We start from the raw sequence: 24,170 nt of genomic DNA on the forward strand, positions 1-24,170 counted from the left end.
GATGTTCCATCAGTTCCGAGAACACGATCCGGACGAACGGATCCAATCCATCGAACGCATAGTCATCAAGTATCCGCTCGTCCATCACGCCTCATCCCTTTCAGTTTTTTATAGACCGATTCCCGATACTTATGTGATTTACGCCTCGTCCAAAGACTAACTAGATAAGAATGTATACATGTATACGTTTCGGAACAATCAGTTATGTACTTGAAGCGTGTTCGCATTGAAGAAAACCGTCATCTGTTTCAATCGTTCTCCTTCTCTCACCTCGCAAAGGATATCCATGCTCACTAACTCGAAGGCCTCAGGATCGATGTCCATCCGTTCAGGAAGTCTTCTAAGCAATACCTCTTTCATCTCTTCAATCGTTTGCTGGTCCAATGTGTGACTCATTTGAATCATCCTCTCCTGTTGATAGCTCAACAATACCTTGAATCTGACCTCTCAACATCTCGGCTTGTTTCATATAAGCCCTGGGCTTGTTTGAAACAAGCCCAGGGCTTACGTAGGAAAAACGGCCATTTTCACCAAACAAGAACTCATTTTTCATTAATCCAAACATCGCAAATACACATTCATGAAAAAACAGAGCAACGTGATTTCTTTATGCCTTTGACTTCTCACCAAAACCATTTGTTTTCGCCACGCGAAAACATTCCTCTTCCCGGATCCGAATTCTGGATCCAGGCGACAGCAACGCGAGTCGCTGGTCCCGTCAAAGAAAAACGTATGTTTTTCCTCCTTGCCCTTTCCGGACGGACCAGGACCGGTTCACCGGCCCCGCTCCTTTCCATTCAACCCATGTAACCTCGCTGTTTCATGCTGACATATGACTCGTCCGCACCGAGGATGAGATGGTCGAGCACCGGGATGCCGATGAGGTCACCCGCTTCATGTAACCGTTCGGAGACGAGGATATCCTCCCGGCTCGGGCTCGCGTCTTATCAAGAGTAAACTATTAAAAATCCATTAAAATCAATACTTTCACTTTGAGAACATGTATTTAAAGTAAATAACAATTAAAGCCTGTATCTTAGTTATCACTTGAGATACAGGCTTTTTATTTATTCGTTCATATAATTAAACAGTTTGCCTAAAAAATCATCGCTAATGGTTAATTGATACTGTTTTTCAACGAGATTTCGAAGTTCCATAACGAGAAGCAAAGAGTTCTTATAGGCTTCATATAGTTCTAATTCATTTAATCGGGCAGTAGTCTTTTTAAACTTTTCATAGTTTTCAGGACTAATTTCTTTTTCAAGATTCTTTGTCATATTAAACCAATTATCGGCATTTTCTTCCGCAATTCGAATGAGTTGTAGTATATTTTTTTGTAATTGAGATAAAAGTTCCAGTGAACGTGCATTTTCCCCTCTTTTAAGAACATTAATCCCCATTAACCATAGGTTGGAAAAATTATTCAATAAAAAATTTACGTTTTCTTCTGTAAGTCTATTTGGTCCCGGACCTTCCAACTCTGATAAATACAATTCTAGTTGTCCTGTTTCATCATAAATAAACATTGCTTTTGTGTCAGGAATGTAGCCTGATTCTTTGAATGAAGGAATAATATTCATTTCGTTTTCGGAAAGGAAATGAAATTCACCACGTATTAGATTTTCAAAAATTACTACTTCCGTACCGTACTCATTTTGATAGAGTAAAGTGTAGGAAGCGACTTCATTTAGCCATTTTGCTGAATCAAAGGTGGAAATTGTATCATCTTTTAGAAAAACGTAATATTCTATATCAGAGTATTGATCTCCCTCTCCTTTTGTAAAAGAGCCATACATCATACAAGCAGATATTCGTTCATCTGACTGGACAAGTTCCTTAACCCTTGCCATTAGTTCCTTTTGTTTTAACAATTCGATTCCTTCTTTCTTTATTTTGATTCAGGGAGAAATAAAAAATCCTCCCAAATAATGTTGGAAGGATTAGTCATGTCACTTTTTAAGGACTCAAATAAAACTATTTAGCCTTTTTAGCTATTCAGTCTTACATTTATTTAGTATATGGAAAAATGGGCAGACTAATCCTAAGTTTTTAAACTGAAATATACTATTTCATTTGTTAAAAATTAGATTAGTTCTTCATTGTCCACCCATCTCTCCTTTCGATTAATAGTTTATTAATTTTAACACTTCAAAGTTCAAAGCACAAGTTGGTGTGTAGTGCAAAATAGGAGTGGTTCTTACGCAATGTTGGTGAGGTAGTGATGCCGACATTATGGGAATAAAATCAAAAAGGATTGATTTCCATGAACGAGTTGGAGTTCTTAGATGATCGACTGTGCGTCACGAGTGCTCACTCACACGATGGGGTGAGACACTGTGCCGCTCGTCTCGTGTCCAGCGGTGCATGCTGTCCAGACTGTGGTCGGTTTTGTCACCGACGTCACAGTTTCACGACACGGCGGCTAAAAGACTTCTCAGGAATACATCAGGTTTTCCGTCTGAACATTCAAGTACCGAAATGGTTCTGCGACAACTCAATATGCCAACGTTCCATCTTTACAGAGCGATTGCCGTGGGCCATTTCTCATTCGCGGAGAACGCTCCGTACGGAGCGTGTGTTGTCCACTTTAATGTTGGCTATGAGTGCGAAGGAAGCCGAGCGTGTCACGACCGTCCTAGGTTTTCGAATCAGTCACGACACGCTACTTAGGGTGCTACGACGCGTGCCCGTCCCGAGCCCCTGTGCTGAGGTGATCGGCATTGATGACTTCGCCTTCAAAAAGGGTCACCGATACGGAACCATCATCTGTGACGCGACAACCCATCGTCCCATCGACCTGCTGCGGACCCGCGAAGCAGACATGTTGAAGGATTGGCTTGTGAATCTGGAGAAACGGCCTATCCGCGCATCGGTCGATCGATTCCCAGCCTATCAAGAGGCATTGCTCGACCAGGACATCGTAGTGGTGAGCGACCGCTTCCACCTCGTAGATAACCTATGGCGATGCCTCAATTCGATATGCCAGCGTGTCCTCCCCTCTCGAATCCCTGTAAATCCGAAAGGTGCCGTATCATACGGTTTGAAACCGCAACATCCGACTGGACCCGAGAACGAGACAAAACGACCGTTGGTCGAAAGGGTTCAAAGCATGCACCGCCAAGGGATGAGTCTGAATGCGATCGCCCAGATGCTCAGCTTGAATTGGAGGACCGTCAAAAAATACAGTGATCCGGCCTACGAACCCTCCCCGCCGAAACGACAAAGACCTCACTTGATCGATCGTTTCATGCCACAATTGAGGGAATGTGTCCGAAATCGATACACACTCCAGGAAACGGACGCTCATCTGAGACAATTAGGTTACAGAGGCTCGTTTGGCGCGGTCCGTCACCGTTCACGCGACGCTCGGAGTGAGGGTCTTCCTGAACCCCAGGTTTTCGTATCGCGCAAGGATGCCTGTCGTCTACTCTGGCAATGGCCTGTCACTAGGCCGAATGATACCATCGATGTCTCGTACCTGTTGGTCCGTTACGAAGACCTCGCCATCCCGTTCTGTTTCATTCAAGGATTTCGGGAAGCTATTCGGGAACGGGACGCGGGACATCTCCTTTCGTTGATCACCAATCCACAAGTCACATCACATCCCGGACTGAAGCGTTTCGTGGGTCGCCTCAAACAAAATGTAGAGGTGATCCTGGCGGCCTGTCAGTTTGAAGAAAGCAATGGTTACGTGGAAGGAAACGTCAATCGTCTAAAGATGATGAAGCGACTCATGTACGGAAGGGGAAATTTTGACTTGCTCAGAATTCGGGTGCTTTGTCGAAATCCCGATCCGAGTTGTGCTCACTGATATTCCAAAAAAATGAGCGACCACCTTCGGGCGATTGCTCATTATCGTTCACCAACATTGCGTAAGAACCGTTCTCTTTTAAATCTGAGGATTGGCTTACTTTTTTCAATTTGTCGTATAATGGTAATAAGGAAATAGATGTTATTTTTTATGAGAAGAGGAATGAATTTGGACCCACGACTAGATATTGATAAAAATAATTTAATACAACGCTTAGACCGACACCTAGATTGGATTAAGAGTTGTGATACAAAGGCTTCTATTGTAATTGCTGGGGTAGGAATATTTCTTAGTATATTTACATCAGAGCATTCAATAGGTATGTTGAATCAAATCCTTTCTCGTGCCATACAAAATATTAATTTTTCAAACTTTTTATATCTGGGACTGTTCCTGTTCTTTTGGGGCATTTTCGTACGCGGATCATACTTGTTAATAAGAGTTTTGGTCCCAACGATGAAAAAAGAAGTAAATCTTTTCGGGCAGGATACATATCATGATTCTCTGTACTACTTCGAGTCAGCAGAAGATAAAAAATATGTGGAGTTTAGAGAAAAAGTGTTTAATGAAACATTTGAAGACGAGATTGAAGATCTAATTTCTCAAATCTACATCAATGCAAAAATCTGTTCAGCCAAATTCAAGTTTTATCAGAAAGGAATCAGATACACTTTTATTGGTGTAGCAGGAATACTAACCATGTATGTAGTAGGAATAGTTTTAGTGAAGCTAGGAGGTATCTCTTAATGAAGTTCACAGATTATGATTACAAAGAGCGAAAGAAAAAAGTTGAAGAAATATTGGATAATACAGATGCTGTTAACGAAGTTGAAAAATTCCCAAGAGACGATAATTTCACTTATACAAATGGATATAAAGCTGTGGCATCTGCAATTTTTGTAGATTTAAGAGACTCTACAACTTTATTCTCTGGAGAAGATGATGTTAAAGTAGCTAAATTAATTCGTGGATTCACCTCAGAAATAATTGAAATTTTGAAAAAAGATACTGATGAAGAATATTTAAAGGAGATAGGAATTAGAGGTGATTGTGTATATGCAATTTATTCAACACCTTTACAAGAGGATGTATTTGATATCGCGAGTAGAGCTTTTTGTATAAACACATATTTAAATATGTTAAACAAATTACTTATTAGCAGAGGATTACCGACCATTAAAGCAGGAATTGGTTTAGCTGCCAGCAAAACTTTAGCTGTAAAAGCCGGAAGAAAAAACTCTGGCATTAATAATTTGGTTTGGATTGGATCTTCTGTTGCAACTGCTGCCAAACTCTCTGACCTTGGAAATAAAGATGGCATTGAACCAATTGTTATGTCCTCTGATTTTTACGAGAATTATATGGAGGAGCAAAGAATTAAAGACTCTTCAGTTGAAAAATATTGGTTTAAAAAGAACGACTTAAGTCGTGGAGTTTTTTGGCATGCTAACATAGTACTTTTAGAATTTGATGAATGGATTCAGAATGGAATGCACGACTAAGTTCAAAACAATTGCGTTATAATCAGTCAATAGTAGGTACCTTAATAGATAAAGTAGCTTTGAAAAATGTTCTTGTTCTTTAAACGAACGTTAAAAAGACATGTTCGTTAATTAATTCACATGATAATGAAAAGGGCTATTAAAGCCCTTTTCATTATCGTTTGGTTGTCTTTTAACTCATCTTTTTATCAATGTTCATTTTCTGTTATATTTAACGAGTAAACAAACAAATGGAGGTACTTCATGACGAAAATTGGTTATGCACGAGTGTCGACCCTCGATCAGAACTTGGACTCACAACTAGATGAACTTAATAAAGCTGGTTGTACTAAAATTTTTCAAGAGAAGGCATCTAGTGTTAAAAAGAGACCTGAATTTGAAAAGTGCTTAGATTATCTACGAGAAGGTGATACCCTAGTCGTCTGGAAGCTAGATCGGTTAGGGAGAACCACAAAGAAGCTTCTTGAATTGATTGATGATTTGAAAAGTCGCGGAATAAATCTTCAAATTATTACACTAGGTATAGATACCTCTACGGCTGCCGGCCGACTATTCTTCACTATGATGGCGGGATTGGCAGAAATGGAACGAGAATTGATTCGCGAACGTACAAATGCTGGTTTAATAGCAGCACGTGCTCGAGGATGTTTAGGTGGGCGGAAAAAGATTGACCCAGATATTTTGACTCGTGCATATATGATGTATGAAGCTAAAATGACGGTAAATGATATCACTAAAACGTTAAATATTTCTCGTTCTACATTTTATAAGTATATGAAAGAGCAATGATATTTGATTTATGTCAACAGCGGTTTAAAATTGGTTCTTCCTCACTTTTGATGAAACGCTTCATCCCTATGGTTATATAGACATCGATTCGTATTTCAGTAGAACAACGAGCCTCAAGTGACATTCAATATTTTGATGCGCAACAGCTCCAATCCTGCCCGACCATACATTTGACATTTGATCGTCTTGAGTCGGTTGACCTGTCCCTCGACCATGCCGTTTGACCAGGGCAGCGTCATCCCGAGCCGGATGGCATCGATGTCCCCTCGTATATAGGTTGTGAAAGAGGCTAGTGGGGGTTCGTTCATCCGTTCTGCCTGTTCACACCATTTTAGGATATCCTGTTCAGACGTCGCTTTGCCGAAAAGATTCTTGAACGAACGGACGAGCTCGTTCAATACCTTCAAGAAAGGATAGATGTTCAGTATCTTTATGAGAAGTGGTTTGTTAGAAGGCTCGTCCTCCCAGAGGACTTTCTGGATGATTCGTCGATTGATGTTAATCTCGTGTGGGACTGCTTTTTTCAATCTTGCCACGTAAGGTCGAAACGTACTGATTCCACGGAGATATCCTTTCCGTTTCAGCGTCCGGTACATCCATTCGGTCGTCCTACCTTGGCGGATCCATCTGACGATGTCTCCCTTGTAGATGTCTGCGCTGTGTTGTCGATGTGACCGACTGATTCTTGGTGCCTCTGTCATCTGTAGGTATCTACGACACGTCTTTGGGTCGATATGGTGACGTCTGATCAACTGGGAGATCGGAACGCCCTGTCTTGCATCCTGTTGTACTGCGAGAATAAGCGTCCATTTTCTTCTTTCAGCGTCTGTCAGTTCACGTTCGAAGTTTAGACCATCCGGTTCGAGAAGGATTTTTTCGCTAGATGGAAGACGTCGCTTCAAGATTTCTTCAATTTTCTTCCCTAAGTTATGAAACAAGTGCCATCGGTCACTCACCTGCTGAATCGTCTCATCGGCCAAACGGATGGCCTCCCGAAACTCGATGGACCCGTCGCGTGCCACCACCTGGATGGTGGGATGCGAACGAATCCAAGCACAGACGGTTTTGACATCCCGAGAGGGAAGTAAGGCGATCGGGCGTCGTGTCTCTAGATCACAGATGATTGTCCCGTACTTTTTTCGTTTTCTCCAGGCCCAGTCATCAATGCCAACCACGCGAGGGTCAGACACCTTCCGATGATGTTTTGAGCGTTTCAACAGTCTGAGTAGCGTACTATCGCTGATATTGTTCAAGATACGTTCCAGCCCGGTCGCACTCATCCCACTTAAGAGCCTCAGTAGCCCACGTTCTAAACGGATTGTTCTGCGGGAGTGTGGTCGACACAGGGAAGGAAATCTCTCCGTAAAGATACTTGAGGGACAGCTTGGTTCGTCGCAGAAGAAACGTCTTGCCTGAATCCGTAGCTGCACATCAAATCCGAACACACGCTCATCGTGCAATGTCCTGATGTATCGGCTATGGACACGATGGGAGCTTTTAGTGCAATGGGGACAGGGTGCGCACGACTTTTTTCCATGACAAATGAACTGATATGTTTCATCACGACGGTTCACCTCGACCACTTCTAGTTCTGGAAGAAACTCGTTTAACATGATTGATCCCTTCAATCCTTTTAGTGAACTAATTCCCGAAGACGGGCTTCATCAAAAGTGAGGAAGAACCAATTTTAAACCGCTGTTGACACCGATTACGAAGGAAACCACACTCATTTTTAGTCATGAGTGTTCAGATCCTATCAGAAGAGGAGTCTCTCACTAATAGTTCATTCTTTTTCGTCGATTTCTGACTGTCCTGTCTCTTGGTTGTAGAAGCGACATAGGTTTCTATTTATAAGAATGTCTGAATAGAAAAACCCCTGATCTGCCGTATCTACTTTTCTTCACTAGAAGGGCCATTATAGAAGATATATTCCTAAAAACAGATATTTACTATTTCATAGAAGGACTCTTCACTCCTCCTACCAGGTCTATTTACATTAAAGAAACTCTAGAATTAAGGTGCAACAAAGCTAATCTCCTATTTAGTTGATGTATAATCAGTCTACCTATTTCAACCCAAGATGTTCTCTTAGTGTTTTTCCCTCGTACTGTTTTCTGAAAATCTCTCTTTTCTGCATTTCGGGAACAACTAATTCAATGAAGTCCTCTAAGCTCTCAGGTAGCGTAGGAGGCATGAGATTGAATCCATCTGCCACGCCTTTGTCTAGCCACATCTCCATCTGATCAACAATCTCTTCGGGTGTTCCGATTAAGGTGAAGTGCCCTCCACCGGCACTAAGAAATCCTAATAGTTCCTTTACTGTAGGATTAGTATCATGAATAATTTCAAGTATTGTCTCATATCGACCTACAGGACCATTAAATTGCTCTAAAGGTGGTAATGTGGGCACTTTTAAATCGATTTCCCAGTCCGTACAATCCATCTGGAGAAAATAACTCAGTTGTTTTAACGCTGTCTCTAGAGGCAACATTTCATCTAATGCTTGCTTTTTAGCCAAGGCTTCTTCACGGGTCTTTCCTACATATGTAACAAGACCTGGAAAAACTTTGATTTGCTGTTTGCACCCTCCATTTTGCTTGATGGCCTCATATAACTTTTGACGATATTTCATAGCCTGACTTATATTCCAAGATACTGAATAGACTGCCTCCGCATGTTTGGCTGCTAGTTGAATACCTTGCTTTGAGGCCCCTGCTTGCATGGCCACCGGTTTTCCTTGAGGGCTCTTTGGTGTAGTGGATGGACCCCTCACATTAAAAAATTCTCCTTTGTGATTGATAGGGAAAATATTATCAGGGTTGATTAACTGACGTCGCACTCGGTCAGCGAGAACCTCTTCTCTATCCCAAGACAAGAAGAGTTTATGCATCAATTCTGCGAATTCATCTGCCTTCTTATACCTCTCTTCATGGGATGGAAGACTCTCCATGCCGTGATTCCATGCTTCTTCATCTCTCATAGACGTCACTAGGTTCCAACCCACTCTTCCATTTGTAATATGTTCTAGGCTCAACAACTGTCTTGAGGCTGTAAAAGGATTTGAAAAAGTACTCGAGATGGTTGAGACGAGCCCTACATATTTTGTCACCTGAGAAATAGCTGTCAAATTGATTAATGGGTCGAACCAAAATGCCGGTATTTCATTTGGTTCTTGTGCCAGGAAAGATTGACTGTCTGCGAAGAAGACAGCGTCAAAGCATCCTTTTTCAGCTAACTGCGCCAAGGATTGATAATATTCTATCTCCCCTACCCGGTTAACACTTGAGTTCGGCATCAACCACGCAGCCTGATGATGTCCACACCCATAAACCAAAACCCCTATATTAAGTTGATTCTTTTGAATAACCGTCATTACTCTTCCCCCTAAGACTAGACCAATATATTATGCCTTCCTATCTTACATATGGAGGTAATAATACATTTAGTTCATCGTTAGTCCACCATCTACTGTGAAATTTTGCCCTGTGATACCTTCCGCCTCTTTAGATGACAGATAAACGACCAAATGGGCCACCTGTTCCGGAGTTGTCACTTTTCTCAAAGGTGTAGAATTAGCAATCAGTTCAAAGACCTCTTGAGACGTTACTGAACTGGCATCAGTCACTTTCAACAAACCACCTGATACGACATTTGCTTTAATTCCGTATTGTCCCAGTTCAGAGGCTATATTGCGTGTAAAACCTATAAGTCCTGCTTTTGCGGTTGTATACTCGTGGTAGGGGACAACTGGATTTTGGTAGAGATTCGTACCAATACTGATGATACTTCCGTTTTGTCTCTCCATGAATTGGGGTAAGACACTTTGAATCGCATTGAAGGCCCCTTTTAATGTTCCATCCAGCTGTCTTTGATAATCTTTCCATGAAAGATCTATAAAAGACTTTTGCTGTATCGGATCGAATTTGAAGTCTACCAATGCATTATTGACCACCACATCAATTTGACCAAAATAGTTGGTCGCCACTTTCACCATCTCATCCACTTCTTGGCGATTTGTCACATCAGCGTATAGAGCTATAGCATTTTGTTCACCGAGCTCCGAAACAAGTCCTTCTGCCTTCTCTTTACTTTTGTAATAGTTAATCACTACATTAAACCCTTTTTCAACTAAAGCTTTTGCTATCGTAGCACCAAGACCCTTGCTACTTCCTGTCACCAAAACTGTTCTTTTCACGTCACCACTCCTATACTTTTAGTTGCAATCGCAAGTACAAATCAAAAAGTGAAAGATATTACCCCTGCACTGCCTTTAGTCTTTCCAATAAATCTAATTCTTCCGTACCAACTTTAAATGAATGTCTTTCTGAATAGTACTATCGGTTTACTGTTTAGGTAGAACCGACAAAGAATGTCGTTCAAACCTTTTCCCTAAAACCCAGGCGAGTAGAGCTCCACTAATGAAGCCAGCAGTCCTGTTCCAATCACCTCACTACCGGCTGCCATTATTCTCCTCTGTGTATACTTGTACAGTAGTCCTGCAAATGAGCAACCTACAGCGAGCAATCCATTAGCTTGAAAATTTGCAAAGATCTGATTTGTAATACAATGTACAATTGGCGCTCTTTCACGAACAGAGAGTTGCATGAGTATCCCTCCGCACTCGGTTGCTTTTTTAAACTGTTGTACAATGATCCATGCCTATTACCCCTTTCTTGAACGCAAAAAACCGCCTCCTGAAGATAGGAGGCGGCGAAAGACCAGTTAAATAGAAAGTATAAAAGGTTCGCACACTTCCCTCCGCTGGTATGACCCAGATCAGGTTCAAAGGGTCCGGACTCTTGTCCGTCTCAGCCAATTCGGCTCCCCTAGTGTATTTAGGTATTTTGTTTTCACGACCACTATAACAAATCCTAATTTTTATGTAAAGCCTGGTATCTACTGTCTACAGAGGTTGTGCAGGAAGTAAACCTTGTCTTACGAGTGTTTCGTACTAGATGTTTTAATTATAAGATACCTATTAGCTTGTATGATATTTTAAATGAGCTCTGATTTATAGGAATTGCTCTTCTTATTTTTCCCCCTCCCTAAAACCACACCAGGCTGTTTTTTTATCCTTGATGAATTATAAAATTAAGTGCAACATCTGAACGTGAACGCAAAAAAAAGCCCACAGCGATGGCCTCGTTTAGAATGAAGTTACGACACAAACATTCAGACGGAGGAATCGCTATGAGCTACACCCATCTTACCACAACGGAGCGCGTGAAAATAGAGACCTATCTGGAGCTCGGGATGTCCATCCGGTCCATCGCGAGACGGATCGGGCGACAGCCCTCGACCGTCTCGCGGGAGATCAGACGGAACCCCGGCTACGAGTCAGGACGTGCGCAGAAACGCTACGAGAAGGCGAAAACCCATTGCGGCGTCAAGACGAAGCTCGACGACACGATGCGCCGGACGATCGTCGAGAAGCTGCGTGCGACCTGGTCACCAGAACAGATCGTCGGCCGCCTCTACGCAGGAAAAATTGCCTTCCCCACCATCTACCGCTGGATCTATGCGGGACGGATCGACGTGCCCGTGACCGTGCTCCGCCAGAAGGGGAAACGCCGGAAGCCGGTCGAGACGCGCGGGCGCATCAACGTCGGGCTGACCATCTCGGACCGGCCTCGGGAGGTGCGCACACGCGAGACGTTCGGGCATTGGGAGCTCGACACCGTCGTCTCCGGACGCGGGAAATCGAAGGCGTGCGTCGCGACGTTCATCGAGCGGAAGAGCCGGTTCTATCTCGCCCTGCCAATCGCGGACCGCACCGCGGCCTCGATGGAGGGGGCGATCCATGCGGTGCACGGTGCCTTCCCGGAAGGCACGTTCGAGACGGCGACGACGGACCGGGGCAAGGAGTTCAGCGGTCACGAGCGCATCCAGGCGTCGCTCGGCGTGCCGATGTATTTCGCCGACCCGTACTCATCGTGGCAACGGGGGAGCAACGAGAACGCCAACGGGCTCCTCCGCGAGTTCTTCCCGAAAGGAACGGACTTCGCGCAGGTCGGTGACGGTGAACTCGCGGATGCGCTGGCCAAGATCAACGGGCGACCGAGAAAGTGCCTGGACTGGAAAACCGCACACGAGGCCTTCACCGAGGAAGTGTTGCGCTTAATTTGACAAACCGTCTTATAAAAAAACACCATTCGACCGAATGGTGTTCCAGATTGTAGACAAAGTCACGTTTCAGTTCGCCTGAAACGTGACTTTGTCTACAATCTGAGCGGATTTCATTTTACTGAAATCCGCTTTATTTTATTCAGCTATTTTTAAATACCTACTAACTTAGTTGTTTTCTATTTGCTGATCCAAGTTTTGCTCGATGTATTCTTTGCCCCATTCGTACATGGAATCAAGAATTGGAATAAGGCTTCTTCCTTGTTCGGTAAGTGAGTACTCCACTTTCGGCGGAACCACAGGGTATACTTCCCGGTGGACAATCAAATGATCTTCAAGTTCACGCAATTGATTCACGAGCATCCGTTGCGTGATGCCTGGCATAAGACTTTTTAATTCCCCAAAACGTTTAGTTCCTTCTTTTCCTAAATGCCATAGCACTAGCATTTTCCACTTTCCTCCGATGATGGAAAGTGTCAGCTCTTTTTCACAATTAAAAACTTTCTCTCCTAAATTAGGCATCTATTTTCTTTCCTTCCTTGTTATATTTCTATCGTATACTTTTCGATACTATGTGATAAAAAAGTCAGTACTATAATTAATGTAACTTACTAATTGTACTAGATATAGAATGGTTAGTAAATTTTTTTAGCATTGGAATAATGTCTTTGCAATTGTGGGCGATAATGCAATAAAAACAGAAAAGAGGATAAAAAATGATACGAATCGGCATAGTGGGTACTAATTGGATTACAGAAAGATTGCTTGAAGCGGCAAAAGAAATTGAGAATTTTAAATTAGCAGCCGTTTATTCCCGAACGTTGGAAAGAGCAGAGGAATTTGCCAGTCAATAAGGAATAACTAAAATTTTTACTGACTTGGAAGAAATGGCAGTCAGCGATGAAATCGATGCGGTTTATATTGCCACACCCAACTCATTCCATGCTGACCAAGTCGTCTTGTTTTTAAAAAACTCCAAACATGTATTATGTGAAAAACCGATGGCTGCCAATGCAGCAGAAGCAGCGAAAATGATTCAAGAAGCGAAAGATCATAATGTGCTGCTTATGGAAGCGATGAAATCTACGTTGCTTCCAAACTTTAAGGCCATTCAAAATAATCTGCACAAAATCGGCCCTATCCGCAGATACTTTGCTAGCTATTGCCAGTACTCATCGCGTTATGATGCATACAAAAAAGGAACAGTATTAAATGTATTTAATCCAAATTTTGCGAACGGTTCATTGATGGATCTGGGCACCTACTGTTTATACCCGCTCATTATACTGTTCGGCGAGCCAAAAGAAATAAAGGCCACAGATCTTATCCTGGATTGCGGTATAGATGGCGAAGGAAGTGTCCTATTGAAATATGATGACAAAGATGCGGTTATCATTTATTCAAAAATCACAAATTCCACTTTACCAAGCGAAATCCAAGGGGAAAAAGGAATTATGGTGATTGATAAAATACATTCAGCCGAAAAAGTGGACATTCATTACAACGATGGCACTGTTGAATCAGTGACAGTAGGACAACCTCAGCCCGCTATGTATTATGAAGTGAAAGAGTTTATCGATTTAATCAGCCAAAAGAAACGGAGTCACTTGTTAATTCGTTTGAAAACTCCTATACCACCATGTGCGTAATGGATAAAGTCCGCCAAGAAATCGGCCTGTCCTATCCAAGTGATTCCAAGTAAACGGTCTTCAATTGATCAGGCCGTCGGAAGCGAATCAGAATTTTTTTCTTCTATATAATTGGAAGTATTCACTGGCTCTAAAATAAACTTTTCTAATACGTGAAGCACCCCTTCTTCATTGTTCGTAAAGGTCGTATAATCAGCCATAGCTTTCACTTCCTTTACGGCATTTCCCATTGCTATACCGAGACCGGCTGTCTCAATAAGTTCGATGTCATTATAGTTGTCACCAATACCGATTATTTCTGAACGGTCTATACCAAGTTTTTTCGCTAAGCATAATAGGGCACTACCTTTGTTTGCCTCGGGATGGGTGATTTCAAGGTAGTGTTTTTTTGATTTTGCGATGTGAGCATACTTGCCGAATAAGGTTTGCAATTCATTTTGTAAGTAATCGAGGACGATTGGTTCTTCGATAAAAAGTAGTTTTGTCACGCCTTTTTGGGCAAGCTTGATGAGATTGGGCTCTATTCGATAGGGCACTTTAACTGCTTCAGAATAAGCAATCAGCTTGTCATTTTCTACGGCACTGTAGAGAATATCATCTTGGTATATTTGTAGATGTAATTTTTTCTCACGAGAAATTTCGATTAACTTTTGTGCAATATCGGGAGGAACAGTGCGCTCATATATTACTTCTTTTTCATTTACATCCTTGATCAATGCACCTTGATAAGTGATGAGCGGTACATTTATACCCAACTGCAGGGCAATGAGTTTCGCAGAGGAAAACATGCGGCCCGTAGCAATCGTAACAATTGTCCCCGCTTCCACCGCTTTTTTAATAGCGGTTACTGTATTTGGTGAAATCATTAAATCGTCTGTGAGCAATGTCCCATCGAGATCGATCGCGACCAATTTATACATAGGCTCTCTCCTTACAATTACGTTTTATCTTTCATGGAAAAATGATTGAAACAGAAAAATTCAACTTAATCCTTCAAACAACAATACTCGCGCAGGTGAAGCCTCCGTACCTACTAATTTCAAAGGCGCGGCAACCATAAAGTATTGTCCCTGCTCCACTTCCTTCAATCTCAGGCCCTCTATGATGATGATGTCATTTGCAAATAAGGTTTTATGCGTCGGATGCCCTTCTTGGCTTCTTTCAATTCCAAGCGCATCTATTCCAACCCCGCGAATCCCTAACTCAGCAAGATAGCTTGCTCCATCTTTTGCCAGATAGACAAAATCAAAATTAAACTTTTCCTCAAACGAGTTTTTCGTTTTTAATAAAATAAAATCTCCTTTTTGAAGCTTGAATCCTTCTAAGTCCGTTTTTGAAATTCCGTTCTTTACTGCCGTCAAATCGAGAACTTGACAAGGCCCTACAAGACTGTCCAGCGAAAGCGATTCGAATGTCTCTCCATCCACATTCATATGAAGCGGCGCATCGATATGCGTTCCGGTGTGCACATCCAGATCCAGCCGCGTTTCCGTAACATAGCCGTTTGTCTGCTGATTGATTTTCGGCTGTTTTTCCGGTTTGTCCTTGTAAACGGTCATGCCTTCATAGATCGCCCCTGTTACATCATACATTTTCATGTAATCCAACCCTCCATTAGTAATATTGTCTTCAATGATACCTTCACCTTCGCATGTCATTTATACAGTTGTCCAATGAAAATACTTTGGTGCAAAAAAGTTCAAGCTTGATGAACAATTAGAAATAAGCTTGAGCTTAAAAAATCTTAAACTCAAGCTTATTCGTTGTTCTATTCTAAATTCGCATGTCTGCCATACATGACATCGGATTTGAGTCCCTTTTTATCCATGAATCTCAAAATCACCGCGTCATAAAACACAAGAAGCGACTGTTCAAACAATGATCCCATCGGTTGAATCGATTTGCCACTAGTGCCCTCCCCTTTTGCTTGTGCCGGTATTTCAATTCGAATATCCGCCAGTTTGCCTATTGTAGACTCAGGGTTTGTAGTAACAGCCACTATGGTTGCACCGATGCTTTTGGCTTTCTTCGTCATGGCTGCGAGGCTTTGGGTCTCCCCGGAACCAGAACCGACAATGAAAATATCATCGACTTCCAGGTTCGGTGTCACCGTTTCTCCAACCACATACGCATCCAGGCCTACGTGCATCATACGCATCACAAATGCCTTAGCCATAAAGCCGGATCGGCCCCCGCCTGCCACAAATATTTTCTTTGCACGCAGGATGCCGTCCACTGCCTTTTCGGCTTCCTCATCATCAATGAGAGCAGTGGTCCGCTTCAATTCAGCCAGTATTTCGTCTGTATAGCCCGCCGTGTTCATATTACGCCGTGACACTTTCTTTCATCATCTTTTGAATTTTTTCCGCTTCCGCGCCCTTGTTCTCTTTGCTTGTAATTCCACCGCCGACAATGATTAAATCCGGTTGTGCTTTAATGACTTCCGGCAATGTCTCCAGTTTGATGCCGCCTGCAATAGCAGTTTTGGCATTTTTTACGACGCTTTTGATTGTACGAAGATCTTCGAACGAATCTTTCCCTTCCGCTTGCAGATCGTAGCCTGTGTGGACACAGATATAATCCGCGCCAAGTTCATCAAGCTCTGCGGCCCGTGTTTTGATATCTTTTACGGCGATCATATCCACCAGGATTTTCTTACCTTGTTTTTTCGCTTCTTCAACTGCGCCCTTGATGGATGAGTCTTCTGCCTGAGCAAGAATCGTAACAATATCTGCTCCTGCAGCAGCAGCATTTGATACTTCATAAGCTGCAGCGTCCATAATTTTCACATCTGCAAGAACTTCCAGGTTAGGGAAAGCTGCTTTTATTTCTGCGACAGCTTTAAGACCTTCTTTATTGATGACTGGCGTCCCGATTTCAACGATGTCGATAAACGCCTCTACTTCTTTAACCACTTCGATTGCTTGTGGAATGTTTACTAAGTCTAAAGCTAATTGTAATTTCATGTGTCATTCTCCTTGTTGTCGTATTTTTGATTCTGACTTAGTGTAAAACCTACAAGCATTATTGTGAAGTACGCACTTTAATTTCACATACTGACAAAAAGTATACTGTCGGCGGCTATCACAATGGTAATCTGTTTAATTTCATATATATGCATTTATTTCTTAATGGATCTGATTAACTTTATAGTTCTATTAAGACCGCTTTAAGATAATCCAATTACTTTTTCCTTTTCACTAAACACTCAACACGACTTATCCAGTTTGAAAATCAATTACTTGTTTCTTATCCGAATGAGCTATTGTAACTTTTTTGCAATAGATTACTTTCGATAATGGGATTTAACCTTTGTTATTTCTCCCTCAAAAAATCCTAAATTCCTTAACTTCTAAAAAATATTTCATGATAGAGATATTTTGTATATCAGATAAGTTTTTAAGAACCGGATCCCTGGTGAATTTCCTCCTCTTTCCCTTGCTACAGTATACTTTTTGTAAGTATATGTTTATAAAGTGCTTACTTACATAAAAAACTTTGAGTCATTATACTAAAACCTGTTGCGATTATCAGTCATGCCAGAGACACATGATTTTAAGAGTAGGAGGTTTTAACATATGCACACCGAGAATCTGCTTGAAGAATTTAATTTTCAAAATGATTTATTTGAATTTAAACAAGAACGGCCCCTGCAAAACATGACATTTGTCTTGTTCGGAGCAACAGGAGATTTAGCACAACGCAAGTTATTTCCTGCTCTGTACAATCTATACCTGGACGGGAAGTTACCTGAAACCATCTCCGTTGTCAGTACCGGCAGAGACTATTGTTCGGATGAAACCTTTCAGTATAAAGTGGAAAAAGCACTTTACGCATATTCCAGAAGGTCCATTCACGCTTCATCTTTGCCAGCTTTTTTAGAGAAATTTCGGTATTGCAGCTTTGATGCGACAGAAAAAGAGTCTTACTACAAACTGCGCGAACTTATTGAAAACAGGGAAAACGAGTTGGGTATTCCTCAAAATCGGCTGTTTTACTTGTCTGTGGCCCCCAGCTTAATTGATATTATCACGTCCCACCTTAGTAAAAGCGGAATCAGTCAAAACAACGGGTGGAAACGCCTCATTGTTGAAAAACCGTTTGGAAACAGCCTAAAAACAGCCAGAAAATTAAATGAGAATTTGAGCAACGTGTTCCGTGAAGAGGAGATCTACCGAATTGATCACTACCTAGGGAAACCTATGGTACAAAAACTAAGAACCTTGATCTTGGCGAATCCGATCTTGGAATCTTTGTTGAATCATAAACAAATTTCAAATGTCCAAATTACAGCAAGTGAGACTGTAGGTGTAGAAAACCGGGCTGATTATTATGATAAGGCAGGAGCCATCCGGGATATGGTACAAAACCACCTTCTTCAGTTGGTCACAATGACAGCTGTCTATCTTTCGGATAACTTCATGGAAAATAAGGGCCGGGTGAAAAAGACAGACATTATTGCCTCTCTCCAACCCATCCGGAAAGAAAAAGCATACCAAAGCGTTGTCCGCGGCCAGTATGGTCCGGGAGAGGTTCAGGGCAACCCCGTCATTGGCTACAAAGAGGAGCCGGGGGTTAATGATTCCTCAACGAATGATACTTTTTTTGCAGCTCGCCTTTCTATCGAACACCCCTCATGGAATGGAATCCCCTTTTATATACGAACAGGAAAACGGATGAATCAGAAGTCGACACAAATTGTCATTGAATTCGAGAACAAGGTGATGGATTTAAATACACAGTTAGGAAGCTCTCCAAATTTAATGATTCTTGAAATTAGTCCAAATGAAAGCATTTCGTTGCGCGTAAATTTAAAAGATCCATCCAGCACTGGATACAAACCTGTTTGGATTGATTTCTCAACCAGCTCAGAAAATCAGCCGGAAGCATATGAACTTCTGCTCTATGATGCACTGCGCGGCGATTCAACGTTCTTTGCCGATTGGAGAGAAGTGGAACTATCATGGAAGTGGATTCAACCACTATTAGAAGCTTACCAAGAGGAGTTATTGCCTTTATATTCTTATCCAGCCGGTTCAACAGGTCCAGAAATGGCAAATGAGTTATTGCTGACGGATCAATCGAAGTGGTGGTAAAAAATAGTTCATTCAAAAGGAGAGAGATTACATGCCCGTTTCGTTTGATTTCACCAATGTATTATCGTTTATAACGAATAGCGAGTTTGAAAATATTAGCGAATTTGTCAAACAAGCGCATAACCAACTTCACCAGCAGACAGGACCGGGTTCTGACTACTTGGGGTGGATCGACTGGCCGATTAACTATGATAAAGAAGAGTTTCTCCAGGTGAAACTGGCTGCCGAAAGAATTCAGCAACAGTCAGATGCGCTGATTGTGATTGGCATCGGCGGCTCTTATCTAGGCTCCAAGGCAGCAATAGAAGCCTTATCACATACATTCCATAACCAAGTTAAAGGGAATACGGAAGTTTATTTTGCTGGACATAACATTAGCCCAACTTATATCACACATTTGCTTCAGCTACTGGAAGGGAAAGACATTTCCATCAATGTGATCTCCAAGTCCGGCACAACCACTGAACCCGCTTTAGCCTTCCGGATCTTCCGTACCCTTTTGGAAAAAAAGTATGGAAAAGAAGAAGCTAGAAATCGAATTTATGTCACAACCGACCGGAGCAAAGGCGCGCTTCGGAATCTTGCAGTTGAAGAAGGATACGAAACATTTGTCATTCCTGATAATATCGGAGGACGATACTCCGTTTTGACTCCAGTCGGTTTACTTCCGATGGCTGTAGCCGGGCTTAATATCGACCAAGTGATGCAGGGGGCAAAAGCTGCTTACCACAAATACAACAATCCCGTACTCGCTACAAACGAAAGCTACCAATATGCTGCAGTAAGGAATATTTTTTATAATAAAGGAAAATCGATTGAACTGTTTGTAAGCTACGAGCCTGGCCTGCTTTCTACAGCAGAATGGTGGAAACAACTTTTCGGGGAAAGTGAAGGGAAAGATGAAAAAGGACTCTTCCCCGCTTCTGTCAATTTCTCCACTGATTTACATTCAATGGGGCAGTATGTGCAGGAAGGGCACCGTCTATTCTTTGAAACAGTTTTGCAAGTGAAGAAACCTTCCCTCGATCTTGTCATACAAGAAGATCCAGCCAATATGGATGGGTTGAACTTCTTAGCAGGAAAAACAACGGATGAAGTGAACAAAAAAGCGGCACTTGGAACTTCCCTTGCTCATGTCGATGGAGGTGTGCCGAATCTGGTCATTGAGCTAGACGAACTCAATGAATTCACCTTTGGCGAAATGATTTATTTCTTCGAAAAAGCCTGCGCGATCAGCGGCACTTTACTCGGTGTCAATCCATTTGACCAACCAGGAGTAGAGGCATATAAAACCAATATGTTTGCATTGCTTGGCAAAGAAGGATTTGAAAAAGAAAGAGAAAAGCTGGAAAATCGGCTGTTGCCGTCTGGCAACTCACAAAACGATGAGGTGAAAATACAATGAAGCAGCAAATTGGAGTCATCGGTTTAGGGGTAATGGGAAAAAACTTAGCCCTGAACATGGAGAGTAAAGGTTATTCTGTATCTGTCTATGATTATTGGACAGACCGAATCGACGAATTAGCTGAAAAAGAAGCACAAGGAAAAAAGATTTTGGGAGCATACAGTGTTGAAGAGTTTGTCCTTTCATTGGAAACCCCCCGCAAAATCTTGTTGATGGTGAAATCTGGAGACACGACGGATTCGGTCATTGAATCCCTCCTTCCCCACCTTCAATCAGGGGACATTCTATTAGACGGAGGAAATTCGTTTTTTGAAGACACGAATAGGCGAACAGCAAAATTACAAGAAGCAGGCTTGCACTTTCTAGGCGCCGGAATTTCCGGCGGAGAAGAAGGTGCCCGCAACGGTCCTTCCATCATGCCCGGTGGACCGAAAGAAGCATATGAACAAGTCAAACCTATTCTGGAAGCAATTTCGGCAAAAGTAGATGACACTCCTTGCAGTGCCTATATGGGTCCTGATGGAGCTGGCCATTATGTAAAAATGGTTCATAATGGCATTGAATACGGCGATATGCAATTGATATCCGAAGCCTATTTCATCATGAAACACGCGCTTGGCCTTTCTGTCCTAGAAATGTCCACTATATTCTCGGATTGGAACAAAGGGGAGCTTGACAGTTACCTTGTCGAAATTACCGCCGATATTTTGAACAAGCGGGATGAAGATACCGGGAAGCCGCTTGTTGATCAGATTTTGGATGTGGCCGGACAGAAAGGGACTGGGAAATGGACAAGCCAAAACGCGTTGGATTTAGGTGTTTCCCTTCCAATCGTCACAGAGTCCGTTTTCGCAAGGTTTATTTCCTCGGTCAAGGAAGAACGGGTCGTGGCAAGCAAAATTCTGCAAGGCCCTGAACCGAAAAAACAGGCAGGCGACTCCCAAGAAATGATTGAAGCCATCCGCAAAGCCTTATACATGAGTAAGATTTGCTCGTATGCCCAAGGTTTTGCCCAAATGCGTGCGGCATCTGAAGAGTATGGCTGGAATATTCCTTACGGGGACGTTGCCATGATCTTCCGTGGAGGATGCATCATCCGGGCGCAATTCCTGCAAAAGATCAAAGAAGCATTTGACGGCAATCCCGAACTGCCTAACTTATTAATTGATCCATATTTCCAGGAGATTATAGGGGAGTATCAGCATTCTCTACGAAAAGTGCTGACGCTGGCCATTCAGCAAGGAATTCCGGCGCCCGCTTTTTCAAGCGCATTGGCTTACTATGACAGCTATCGCTCTGAGACATTGCCAGCCAATTTAATCCAGGCACAGCGGGATTACTTTGGTGCCCATACGTACCAGCGTGTAGACAAAGAAGGTTTCTTCCACACCGAGTGGCAAGTAAAATAACCAGAAACAATAAGTATGTAGAAGCTTGTTAGAACATCACGTAATCAGACTGAAAGGCCTGTTGGAAAAAGAAAGTTTTCCAGCGGGCTTTTTTGAATACATTGCAGCCTCCATGCTCATTGACGCCTTCTTCAATAGATTTTAATTGTCGATAAACAATTATCTGGAATCTGGATCCTTCAGGAAAATCATCTTTTTATGTTTGAAACTTTAACTCTATGAAAAAATTCTACCGTTAAAAGGGGCGGAATCCCTAAAAGAACCAATCTGCTAAAGGGTATGCTATTTTGACTATTTTTAAGTTGATAAACTACCGCAGATCTAAAATGATAGCACTCGCTCGATGCATTCTTACAAGAGCAAGCGAACCGGTAAATTCGGATCGAGTAGGAGGGAGCGATTAACTCCCGACCTCTCACACCACCGTACGTACCGTTCGGTCTACGGCGGTTCAATTAAGATATATGACGCAAAGTTTCATAACGTGCTATCAAACTTTTGAGCCCTTGGGAACTCCAGTAGGAGTTTCCGAGGGCTCTATGCAATACCGGACTATTTGAAATTCGCCTGGCTCATGGGAGAGTTCAAGACACGCGATGATGTCGTCAAACTGTTCATCGCCCGTGCCAAAGAGATTTCGGAGACCAATCACTCTTATCAGGCGACCACTCTATTGGCCATCTACTCTGCGAAAGTGTTCGCCCGGCCAGAACTCGCCGCAAGTAGTGAGTCCGCTTTCTTCTTGCATCTTCTGTCACAAGTGAATGACAACGACCTTCGCCATTTTGAACTCATCTATGACCACGCGGCTGCTCTCGAGCATAAATTTACTCCACTTTACGCTTGTGACGCCTATTATCAATCAATCGGTAATCCAGTCTTTCAACAACTTCCCCCTCAAGAACGGGAGGCTGCTCTCCTGGCGAGGCTAAGCGACGACCCGGAATTCGTATTGTTTTACACGAGTACACATTCCTGGGTGTGTTGATGCAATGTTCGTTCAGTTTTGGAGGTATCGGACATACTCAAATCTCATTGAACCCATATAGCAATACGTTAAAAGAACTGTTAGAAGAGTCCCGGTTGTTGGAAGAATCTTTGAGGCGTTCATCGAGCCCTTCTTAACCTTACGCTCGTACCGCCTAATCTCGATAATTACCTCTCCTGATCAATCTAGATTTTTGTATACAAAAAATGATATATGGTCATATATAATCAAAAGCGACGACAATACTTTGAGATGTGTATATTTCTAAAGGGACAGAGTGCTTTCCAGACAATCGATTCGACTCCACTTTGACGGATATATAAAAGAGTGTATACATTTCGACGTCGAAACGTGTACACTCTCTTTTGTTGTCGAGTCATGGCATGTCGTGACTCAATCATGTATATTTTTGTATGTACATCGCATCATCTGCGACCAAAATCAGTGTCTCTAGTGAGTCCCCGTCTGTCGGATAAGCAGCTTCTCCAATTGAAGCATCGAGCGTCACCGGCACATCTCCGATTGAGAGCTCGTATTTAAATGTCGCTTTCTTGAAGTCCAAAGGATAAGGCGAAAGGATCACGAACTCATCTCCGCCGATGCGACCGAGTACTCTTTCGCATACAACTGCTTAATTTCCCACTCTAACGCACAACGGAAGTTCATCCCTTTTCGCGCACGTTCGACCGCAAAATTAATGTGATCACCTAGTCCAAGGAGAGCCATGTTGTTGACCGTATTCCCTACTTCAGTTTCATAAAGTTGGAGAATATCGCCGGCCAATTCGATGTCCTTCACATCGATTCGTTGTAGAAGTGCTTCCAGCTCATGCACAGATGCCTGTTGTTCTAGTACAAACTTTTGTGTGATTTTGACATCTCTCAAGGTGTCTCCCTCTCGAATACCGAGCCAATGCCACTTCCAGTCACTATTTCTTCAACATTATTATCATTTTCAATCAAAACGACATTATTGTTAAAAACTTTCACAACTTTCATATTAGGTCCCTCTCTTTTAGGTGCTTGTCCACACAAAAAGGCATAACCTAAAAAAAGCGGTACACTCAGAAAAACGTGTGCAAGCTCTTAGGTTATGCCTGAATAAACAGTTACGTCCCATCGACTACAAGATAGCATGTGACCGAAAGCGCTATCAACGACTTTTTTCATAGTTCGACGTTTTGATCAATTTATCTGAATTGAGCCCTGTTTTATGCACAGTTTAAGCATGCATGTTAAGCACTCGTTTGAATGTGGCTACCTAATGAAACTTCTGCTTTCCATGTCCATCTTTCAGGATACAATGCGATTTAATCTGTACCCCATGTAAAGGACATTAATAAAAAAACTTATGCTGCTTCAAGGAGATGATTCCTGTACTGTACGGGAGTCATCTTTT

The 24,170-nt window shown here is 42.4% G+C and carries 23 protein-coding genes, 2 pseudogenes and 1 riboswitch; of the genes and pseudogenes, 10 read left to right on the forward strand and 15 right to left on the reverse strand.

Going from position 1 to position 24,170, the window contains the following annotated elements:
- Window positions 1-198 precede the first annotated feature (198 nt).
- The 3 genes and pseudogenes from KNP67_RS14890 to lnu(G) all read right to left on the reverse strand — a co-directional run bounded on the left by KNP67_RS14890 (window position 199) and on the right by lnu(G) (window position 1,871).
- Window positions 199-396, reverse strand: coding sequence for a hypothetical protein (locus tag KNP67_RS14890; RefSeq protein ID WP_214756941.1), 198 nt, complete (start codon window positions 394-396; stop codon window positions 199-201).
- A gap of 401 nt (window positions 397-797) precedes the next feature.
- Window positions 798-932, reverse strand: a pseudogene (locus KNP67_RS15500) (JAB domain-containing protein); the annotation flags it as partial.
- Between the two features lie 135 nt (window positions 933-1,067).
- Window positions 1,068-1,871, reverse strand: coding sequence for a lincosamide nucleotidyltransferase Lnu(G) (gene lnu(G) / locus KNP67_RS14900; RefSeq protein ID WP_002333496.1), 804 nt, complete (start codon window positions 1,869-1,871; stop codon window positions 1,068-1,070).
- A gap of 392 nt (window positions 1,872-2,263) precedes the next feature.
- Here lnu(G) and KNP67_RS15610 point away from each other — a divergent pair, with 392 nt between their 5' ends.
- The 4 genes from KNP67_RS15610 to KNP67_RS14920 all read left to right on the forward strand — a co-directional run bounded on the left by KNP67_RS15610 (window position 2,264) and on the right by KNP67_RS14920 (window position 6,102).
- Window positions 2,264-3,811, forward strand: a complete 1,548-nt coding sequence (locus tag KNP67_RS15610; RefSeq protein WP_214756942.1) for an ISL3 family transposase — start codon at window positions 2,264-2,266, stop codon at window positions 3,809-3,811.
- Window positions 3,812-3,979: 168 nt separating this feature from the next.
- Window positions 3,980-4,558 (forward strand): Pycsar system effector family protein, encoded by a 579-nt coding sequence (locus tag KNP67_RS14910; protein WP_251029739.1) that lies wholly within the window; start codon window positions 3,980-3,982, stop codon window positions 4,556-4,558.
- A complete protein-coding gene (locus KNP67_RS14915; protein ID WP_214756944.1) occupies window positions 4,558-5,313 on the forward strand; it encodes an adenylate cyclase in 756 nt (251 codons plus the stop codon). Before KNP67_RS14910 ends, KNP67_RS14915 begins: the two co-directional genes overlap by 1 nt.
- Before the next feature lie 243 nt (window positions 5,314-5,556).
- A complete protein-coding gene (locus KNP67_RS14920) occupies window positions 5,557-6,102 on the forward strand; it encodes a recombinase family protein (RefSeq protein ID WP_214756946.1) in 546 nt (181 codons plus the stop codon).
- Window positions 6,103-6,215: 113 nt separating this feature from the next.
- Here KNP67_RS14920 and KNP67_RS14925 read toward each other — a convergent pair whose 3' ends face one another.
- The 4 genes from KNP67_RS14925 to KNP67_RS15505 all read right to left on the reverse strand — a co-directional run bounded on the left by KNP67_RS14925 (window position 6,216) and on the right by KNP67_RS15505 (window position 10,707).
- Window positions 6,216-7,715 carry an ISL3 family transposase gene (locus KNP67_RS14925; RefSeq protein WP_214756947.1) on the reverse strand — a complete coding sequence of 500 codons (1,500 nt, stop codon included), beginning with the start codon at window positions 7,713-7,715 and terminating at the stop codon, window positions 6,216-6,218.
- A gap of 452 nt (window positions 7,716-8,167) precedes the next feature.
- The gene (locus tag KNP67_RS14930; protein ID WP_214756948.1) at window positions 8,168-9,475 is read right to left on the reverse strand and encodes an LLM class flavin-dependent oxidoreductase; all 1,308 of its coding nucleotides are present in this window, start codon (window positions 9,473-9,475) and stop codon (window positions 8,168-8,170) included.
- Window positions 9,476-9,544: 69 nt separating this feature from the next.
- Complete coding sequence (locus tag KNP67_RS14935; RefSeq protein WP_029336160.1) at window positions 9,545-10,297, reverse strand: 3-oxoacyl-ACP reductase; 753 nt, start codon at window positions 10,295-10,297, stop codon at window positions 9,545-9,547.
- 194 nt (window positions 10,298-10,491) lie between these two features.
- Window positions 10,492-10,707, reverse strand: a complete 216-nt coding sequence (locus KNP67_RS15505) for a hydroxyethylthiazole kinase (protein ID WP_114167518.1) — start codon at window positions 10,705-10,707, stop codon at window positions 10,492-10,494.
- 131 nt (window positions 10,708-10,838) lie between these two features.
- Window positions 10,839-10,940: riboswitch (TPP riboswitch) on the reverse strand.
- A 352-nt stretch (window positions 10,941-11,292) separates the two neighbouring features.
- On the opposite strand from KNP67_RS15505, the gene KNP67_RS14945 reads away from it, so the two are divergent.
- Entirely contained in the window at window positions 11,293-12,228 is a 936-nt protein-coding gene (locus KNP67_RS14945) for an IS30 family transposase (protein ID WP_214756949.1), read from the forward strand.
- Window positions 12,229-12,393: 165 nt separating this feature from the next.
- Here the strand turns inward: KNP67_RS14945 and KNP67_RS14950 are convergent, their stop codons facing one another.
- Window positions 12,394-12,747 carry a winged helix-turn-helix transcriptional regulator gene (locus KNP67_RS14950; protein ID WP_101190298.1) on the reverse strand — a complete coding sequence of 118 codons (354 nt, stop codon included), beginning with the start codon at window positions 12,745-12,747 and terminating at the stop codon, window positions 12,394-12,396.
- 194 nt (window positions 12,748-12,941) lie between these two features.
- Between KNP67_RS14950 and KNP67_RS14955 the strand changes: the two are divergent.
- Window positions 12,942-13,927, forward strand: a pseudogene (locus tag KNP67_RS14955) (Gfo/Idh/MocA family protein).
- Between the two features lie 15 nt (window positions 13,928-13,942).
- Here the strand turns inward: KNP67_RS14955 and KNP67_RS14960 are convergent.
- From KNP67_RS14960 to hxlA, 4 genes are all read right to left on the reverse strand, one after another.
- Window positions 13,943-14,794, reverse strand: a complete 852-nt coding sequence (locus KNP67_RS14960) for a Cof-type HAD-IIB family hydrolase (protein ID WP_101190296.1) — start codon at window positions 14,792-14,794, stop codon at window positions 13,943-13,945.
- Window positions 14,795-14,854: 60 nt separating this feature from the next.
- Window positions 14,855-15,472 carry a cyclase family protein gene (locus KNP67_RS14965; protein WP_101801553.1) on the reverse strand — a complete coding sequence of 206 codons (618 nt, stop codon included), beginning with the start codon at window positions 15,470-15,472 and terminating at the stop codon, window positions 14,855-14,857.
- A 170-nt stretch (window positions 15,473-15,642) separates the two neighbouring features.
- Window positions 15,643-16,197: a 6-phospho-3-hexuloisomerase gene (gene hxlB, locus KNP67_RS14970; RefSeq protein WP_101190294.1), complete on the reverse strand. Its 555-nt coding sequence runs from the start codon at window positions 16,195-16,197 to the stop codon at window positions 15,643-15,645.
- Window position 16,198: 1 nt separating this feature from the next.
- Window positions 16,199-16,840 (reverse strand): 3-hexulose-6-phosphate synthase, encoded by a 642-nt coding sequence (gene hxlA, locus KNP67_RS14975; RefSeq protein ID WP_101190293.1) that lies wholly within the window; start codon window positions 16,838-16,840, stop codon window positions 16,199-16,201.
- Window positions 16,841-17,452: 612 nt separating this feature from the next.
- On the opposite strand from hxlA, the gene zwf reads away from it, so the two are divergent.
- The 4 genes from zwf to KNP67_RS14995 all read left to right on the forward strand — a co-directional run bounded on the left by zwf (window position 17,453) and on the right by KNP67_RS14995 (window position 22,772).
- A complete protein-coding gene (gene zwf, locus KNP67_RS14980; RefSeq protein ID WP_214756950.1) occupies window positions 17,453-18,970 on the forward strand; it encodes a glucose-6-phosphate dehydrogenase in 1,518 nt (505 codons plus the stop codon).
- 31 nt (window positions 18,971-19,001) lie between these two features.
- A complete protein-coding gene (locus KNP67_RS14985) occupies window positions 19,002-20,375 on the forward strand; it encodes a glucose-6-phosphate isomerase (RefSeq protein ID WP_214756951.1) in 1,374 nt (457 codons plus the stop codon).
- Window positions 20,372-21,784: an NADP-dependent phosphogluconate dehydrogenase gene (gndA, locus tag KNP67_RS14990; protein ID WP_214756952.1), complete on the forward strand. Its 1,413-nt coding sequence runs from the start codon at window positions 20,372-20,374 to the stop codon at window positions 21,782-21,784. Before KNP67_RS14985 ends, gndA begins: the two co-directional genes overlap by 4 nt.
- Window positions 21,785-22,340: 556 nt before the next feature.
- Window positions 22,341-22,772, forward strand: coding sequence for a hypothetical protein (locus KNP67_RS14995; RefSeq protein ID WP_131472559.1), 432 nt, complete (start codon window positions 22,341-22,343; stop codon window positions 22,770-22,772).
- Between the two features lie 397 nt (window positions 22,773-23,169).
- Here the strand turns inward: KNP67_RS14995 and KNP67_RS15615 are convergent, their stop codons facing one another.
- Genes KNP67_RS15615 through KNP67_RS15620 form a run of 3 tightly spaced genes read right to left on the reverse strand, consistent with a single transcriptional unit; the run spans window position 23,170 to window position 23,770 of the window.
- Entirely contained in the window at window positions 23,170-23,355 is a 186-nt protein-coding gene (locus KNP67_RS15615; RefSeq protein ID WP_029336154.1) for a diguanylate cyclase, read from the reverse strand.
- Complete coding sequence (locus KNP67_RS15005; RefSeq protein WP_214756954.1) at window positions 23,352-23,657, reverse strand: PRD domain-containing protein; 306 nt, start codon at window positions 23,655-23,657, stop codon at window positions 23,352-23,354. Before KNP67_RS15005 ends, KNP67_RS15615 begins: the two co-directional genes overlap by 4 nt.
- On the reverse strand, window positions 23,654-23,770 hold the full coding sequence (locus tag KNP67_RS15620; RefSeq protein WP_081828354.1) for a CAT RNA binding domain-containing protein: 117 nt from the start codon (window positions 23,768-23,770) through the stop codon (window positions 23,654-23,656). The genes KNP67_RS15005 and KNP67_RS15620 overlap by 4 nt, the downstream gene beginning before the upstream one ends.
- Window positions 23,771-24,170 lie beyond the last annotated feature (400 nt).

The organism is Exiguobacterium sp. s157, from assembly GCF_018618205.1.
In the GTDB taxonomy this organism is placed as follows: Bacteria; Bacillota; Bacilli; order Exiguobacteriales; family Exiguobacteriaceae; genus Exiguobacterium; species Exiguobacterium chiriqhucha.

Bases quoted from the DNA above. Each gene is read 5' to 3' on its own strand.
- KNP67_RS14925 (WP_214756947.1), bottom strand. From the start codon at position 7,715: ATGTTAAACGAGTTTCTTCCAGAACTAGAAGTGGTCGAGGTGAACCGT.
- KNP67_RS15505 (WP_114167518.1), bottom strand. From the start codon at position 10,707: ATGCAACTCTCTGTTCGTGAAAGAGCGCCAATTGTACATTGTATTACA.
- KNP67_RS15620 (WP_081828354.1), bottom strand. From the start codon at position 23,770: ATGAAAGTTGTGAAAGTTTTTAACAATAATGTCGTTTTGATTGAAAAT.
- KNP67_RS14920 (WP_214756946.1), top strand. From the start codon at position 5,557: ATGACGAAAATTGGTTATGCACGAGTGTCGACCCTCGATCAGAACTTG.
- KNP67_RS14985 (WP_214756951.1), top strand. From the start codon at position 19,002: ATGCCCGTTTCGTTTGATTTCACCAATGTATTATCGTTTATAACGAAT.
- KNP67_RS14890 (WP_214756941.1), bottom strand. From the start codon at position 396: ATGAGTCACACATTGGACCAGCAAACGATTGAAGAGATGAAAGAGGTA.
- KNP67_RS14915 (WP_214756944.1), top strand. From the start codon at position 4,558: ATGAAGTTCACAGATTATGATTACAAAGAGCGAAAGAAAAAAGTTGAA.
- KNP67_RS14960 (WP_101190296.1), bottom strand. From the start codon at position 14,794: ATGTATAAATTGGTCGCGATCGATCTCGATGGGACATTGCTCACAGAC.
- KNP67_RS14945 (WP_214756949.1), top strand. From the start codon at position 11,293: ATGAGCTACACCCATCTTACCACAACGGAGCGCGTGAAAATAGAGACC.
- hxlA (WP_101190293.1), bottom strand. From the start codon at position 16,840: ATGAAATTACAATTAGCTTTAGACTTAGTAAACATTCCACAAGCAATC.
- KNP67_RS15610 (WP_214756942.1), top strand. From the start codon at position 2,264: ATGAACGAGTTGGAGTTCTTAGATGATCGACTGTGCGTCACGAGTGCT.
- KNP67_RS14950 (WP_101190298.1), bottom strand. From the start codon at position 12,747: ATGCCTAATTTAGGAGAGAAAGTTTTTAATTGTGAAAAAGAGCTGACA.
- hxlB (WP_101190294.1), bottom strand. From the start codon at position 16,197: ATGAACACGGCGGGCTATACAGACGAAATACTGGCTGAATTGAAGCGG.
- KNP67_RS14965 (WP_101801553.1), bottom strand. From the start codon at position 15,472: ATGAAAATGTATGATGTAACAGGGGCGATCTATGAAGGCATGACCGTT.
- zwf (WP_214756950.1), top strand. From the start codon at position 17,453: ATGCACACCGAGAATCTGCTTGAAGAATTTAATTTTCAAAATGATTTA.
- gndA (WP_214756952.1), top strand. From the start codon at position 20,372: ATGAAGCAGCAAATTGGAGTCATCGGTTTAGGGGTAATGGGAAAAAAC.
- KNP67_RS14930 (WP_214756948.1), bottom strand. From the start codon at position 9,475: ATGACGGTTATTCAAAAGAATCAACTTAATATAGGGGTTTTGGTTTAT.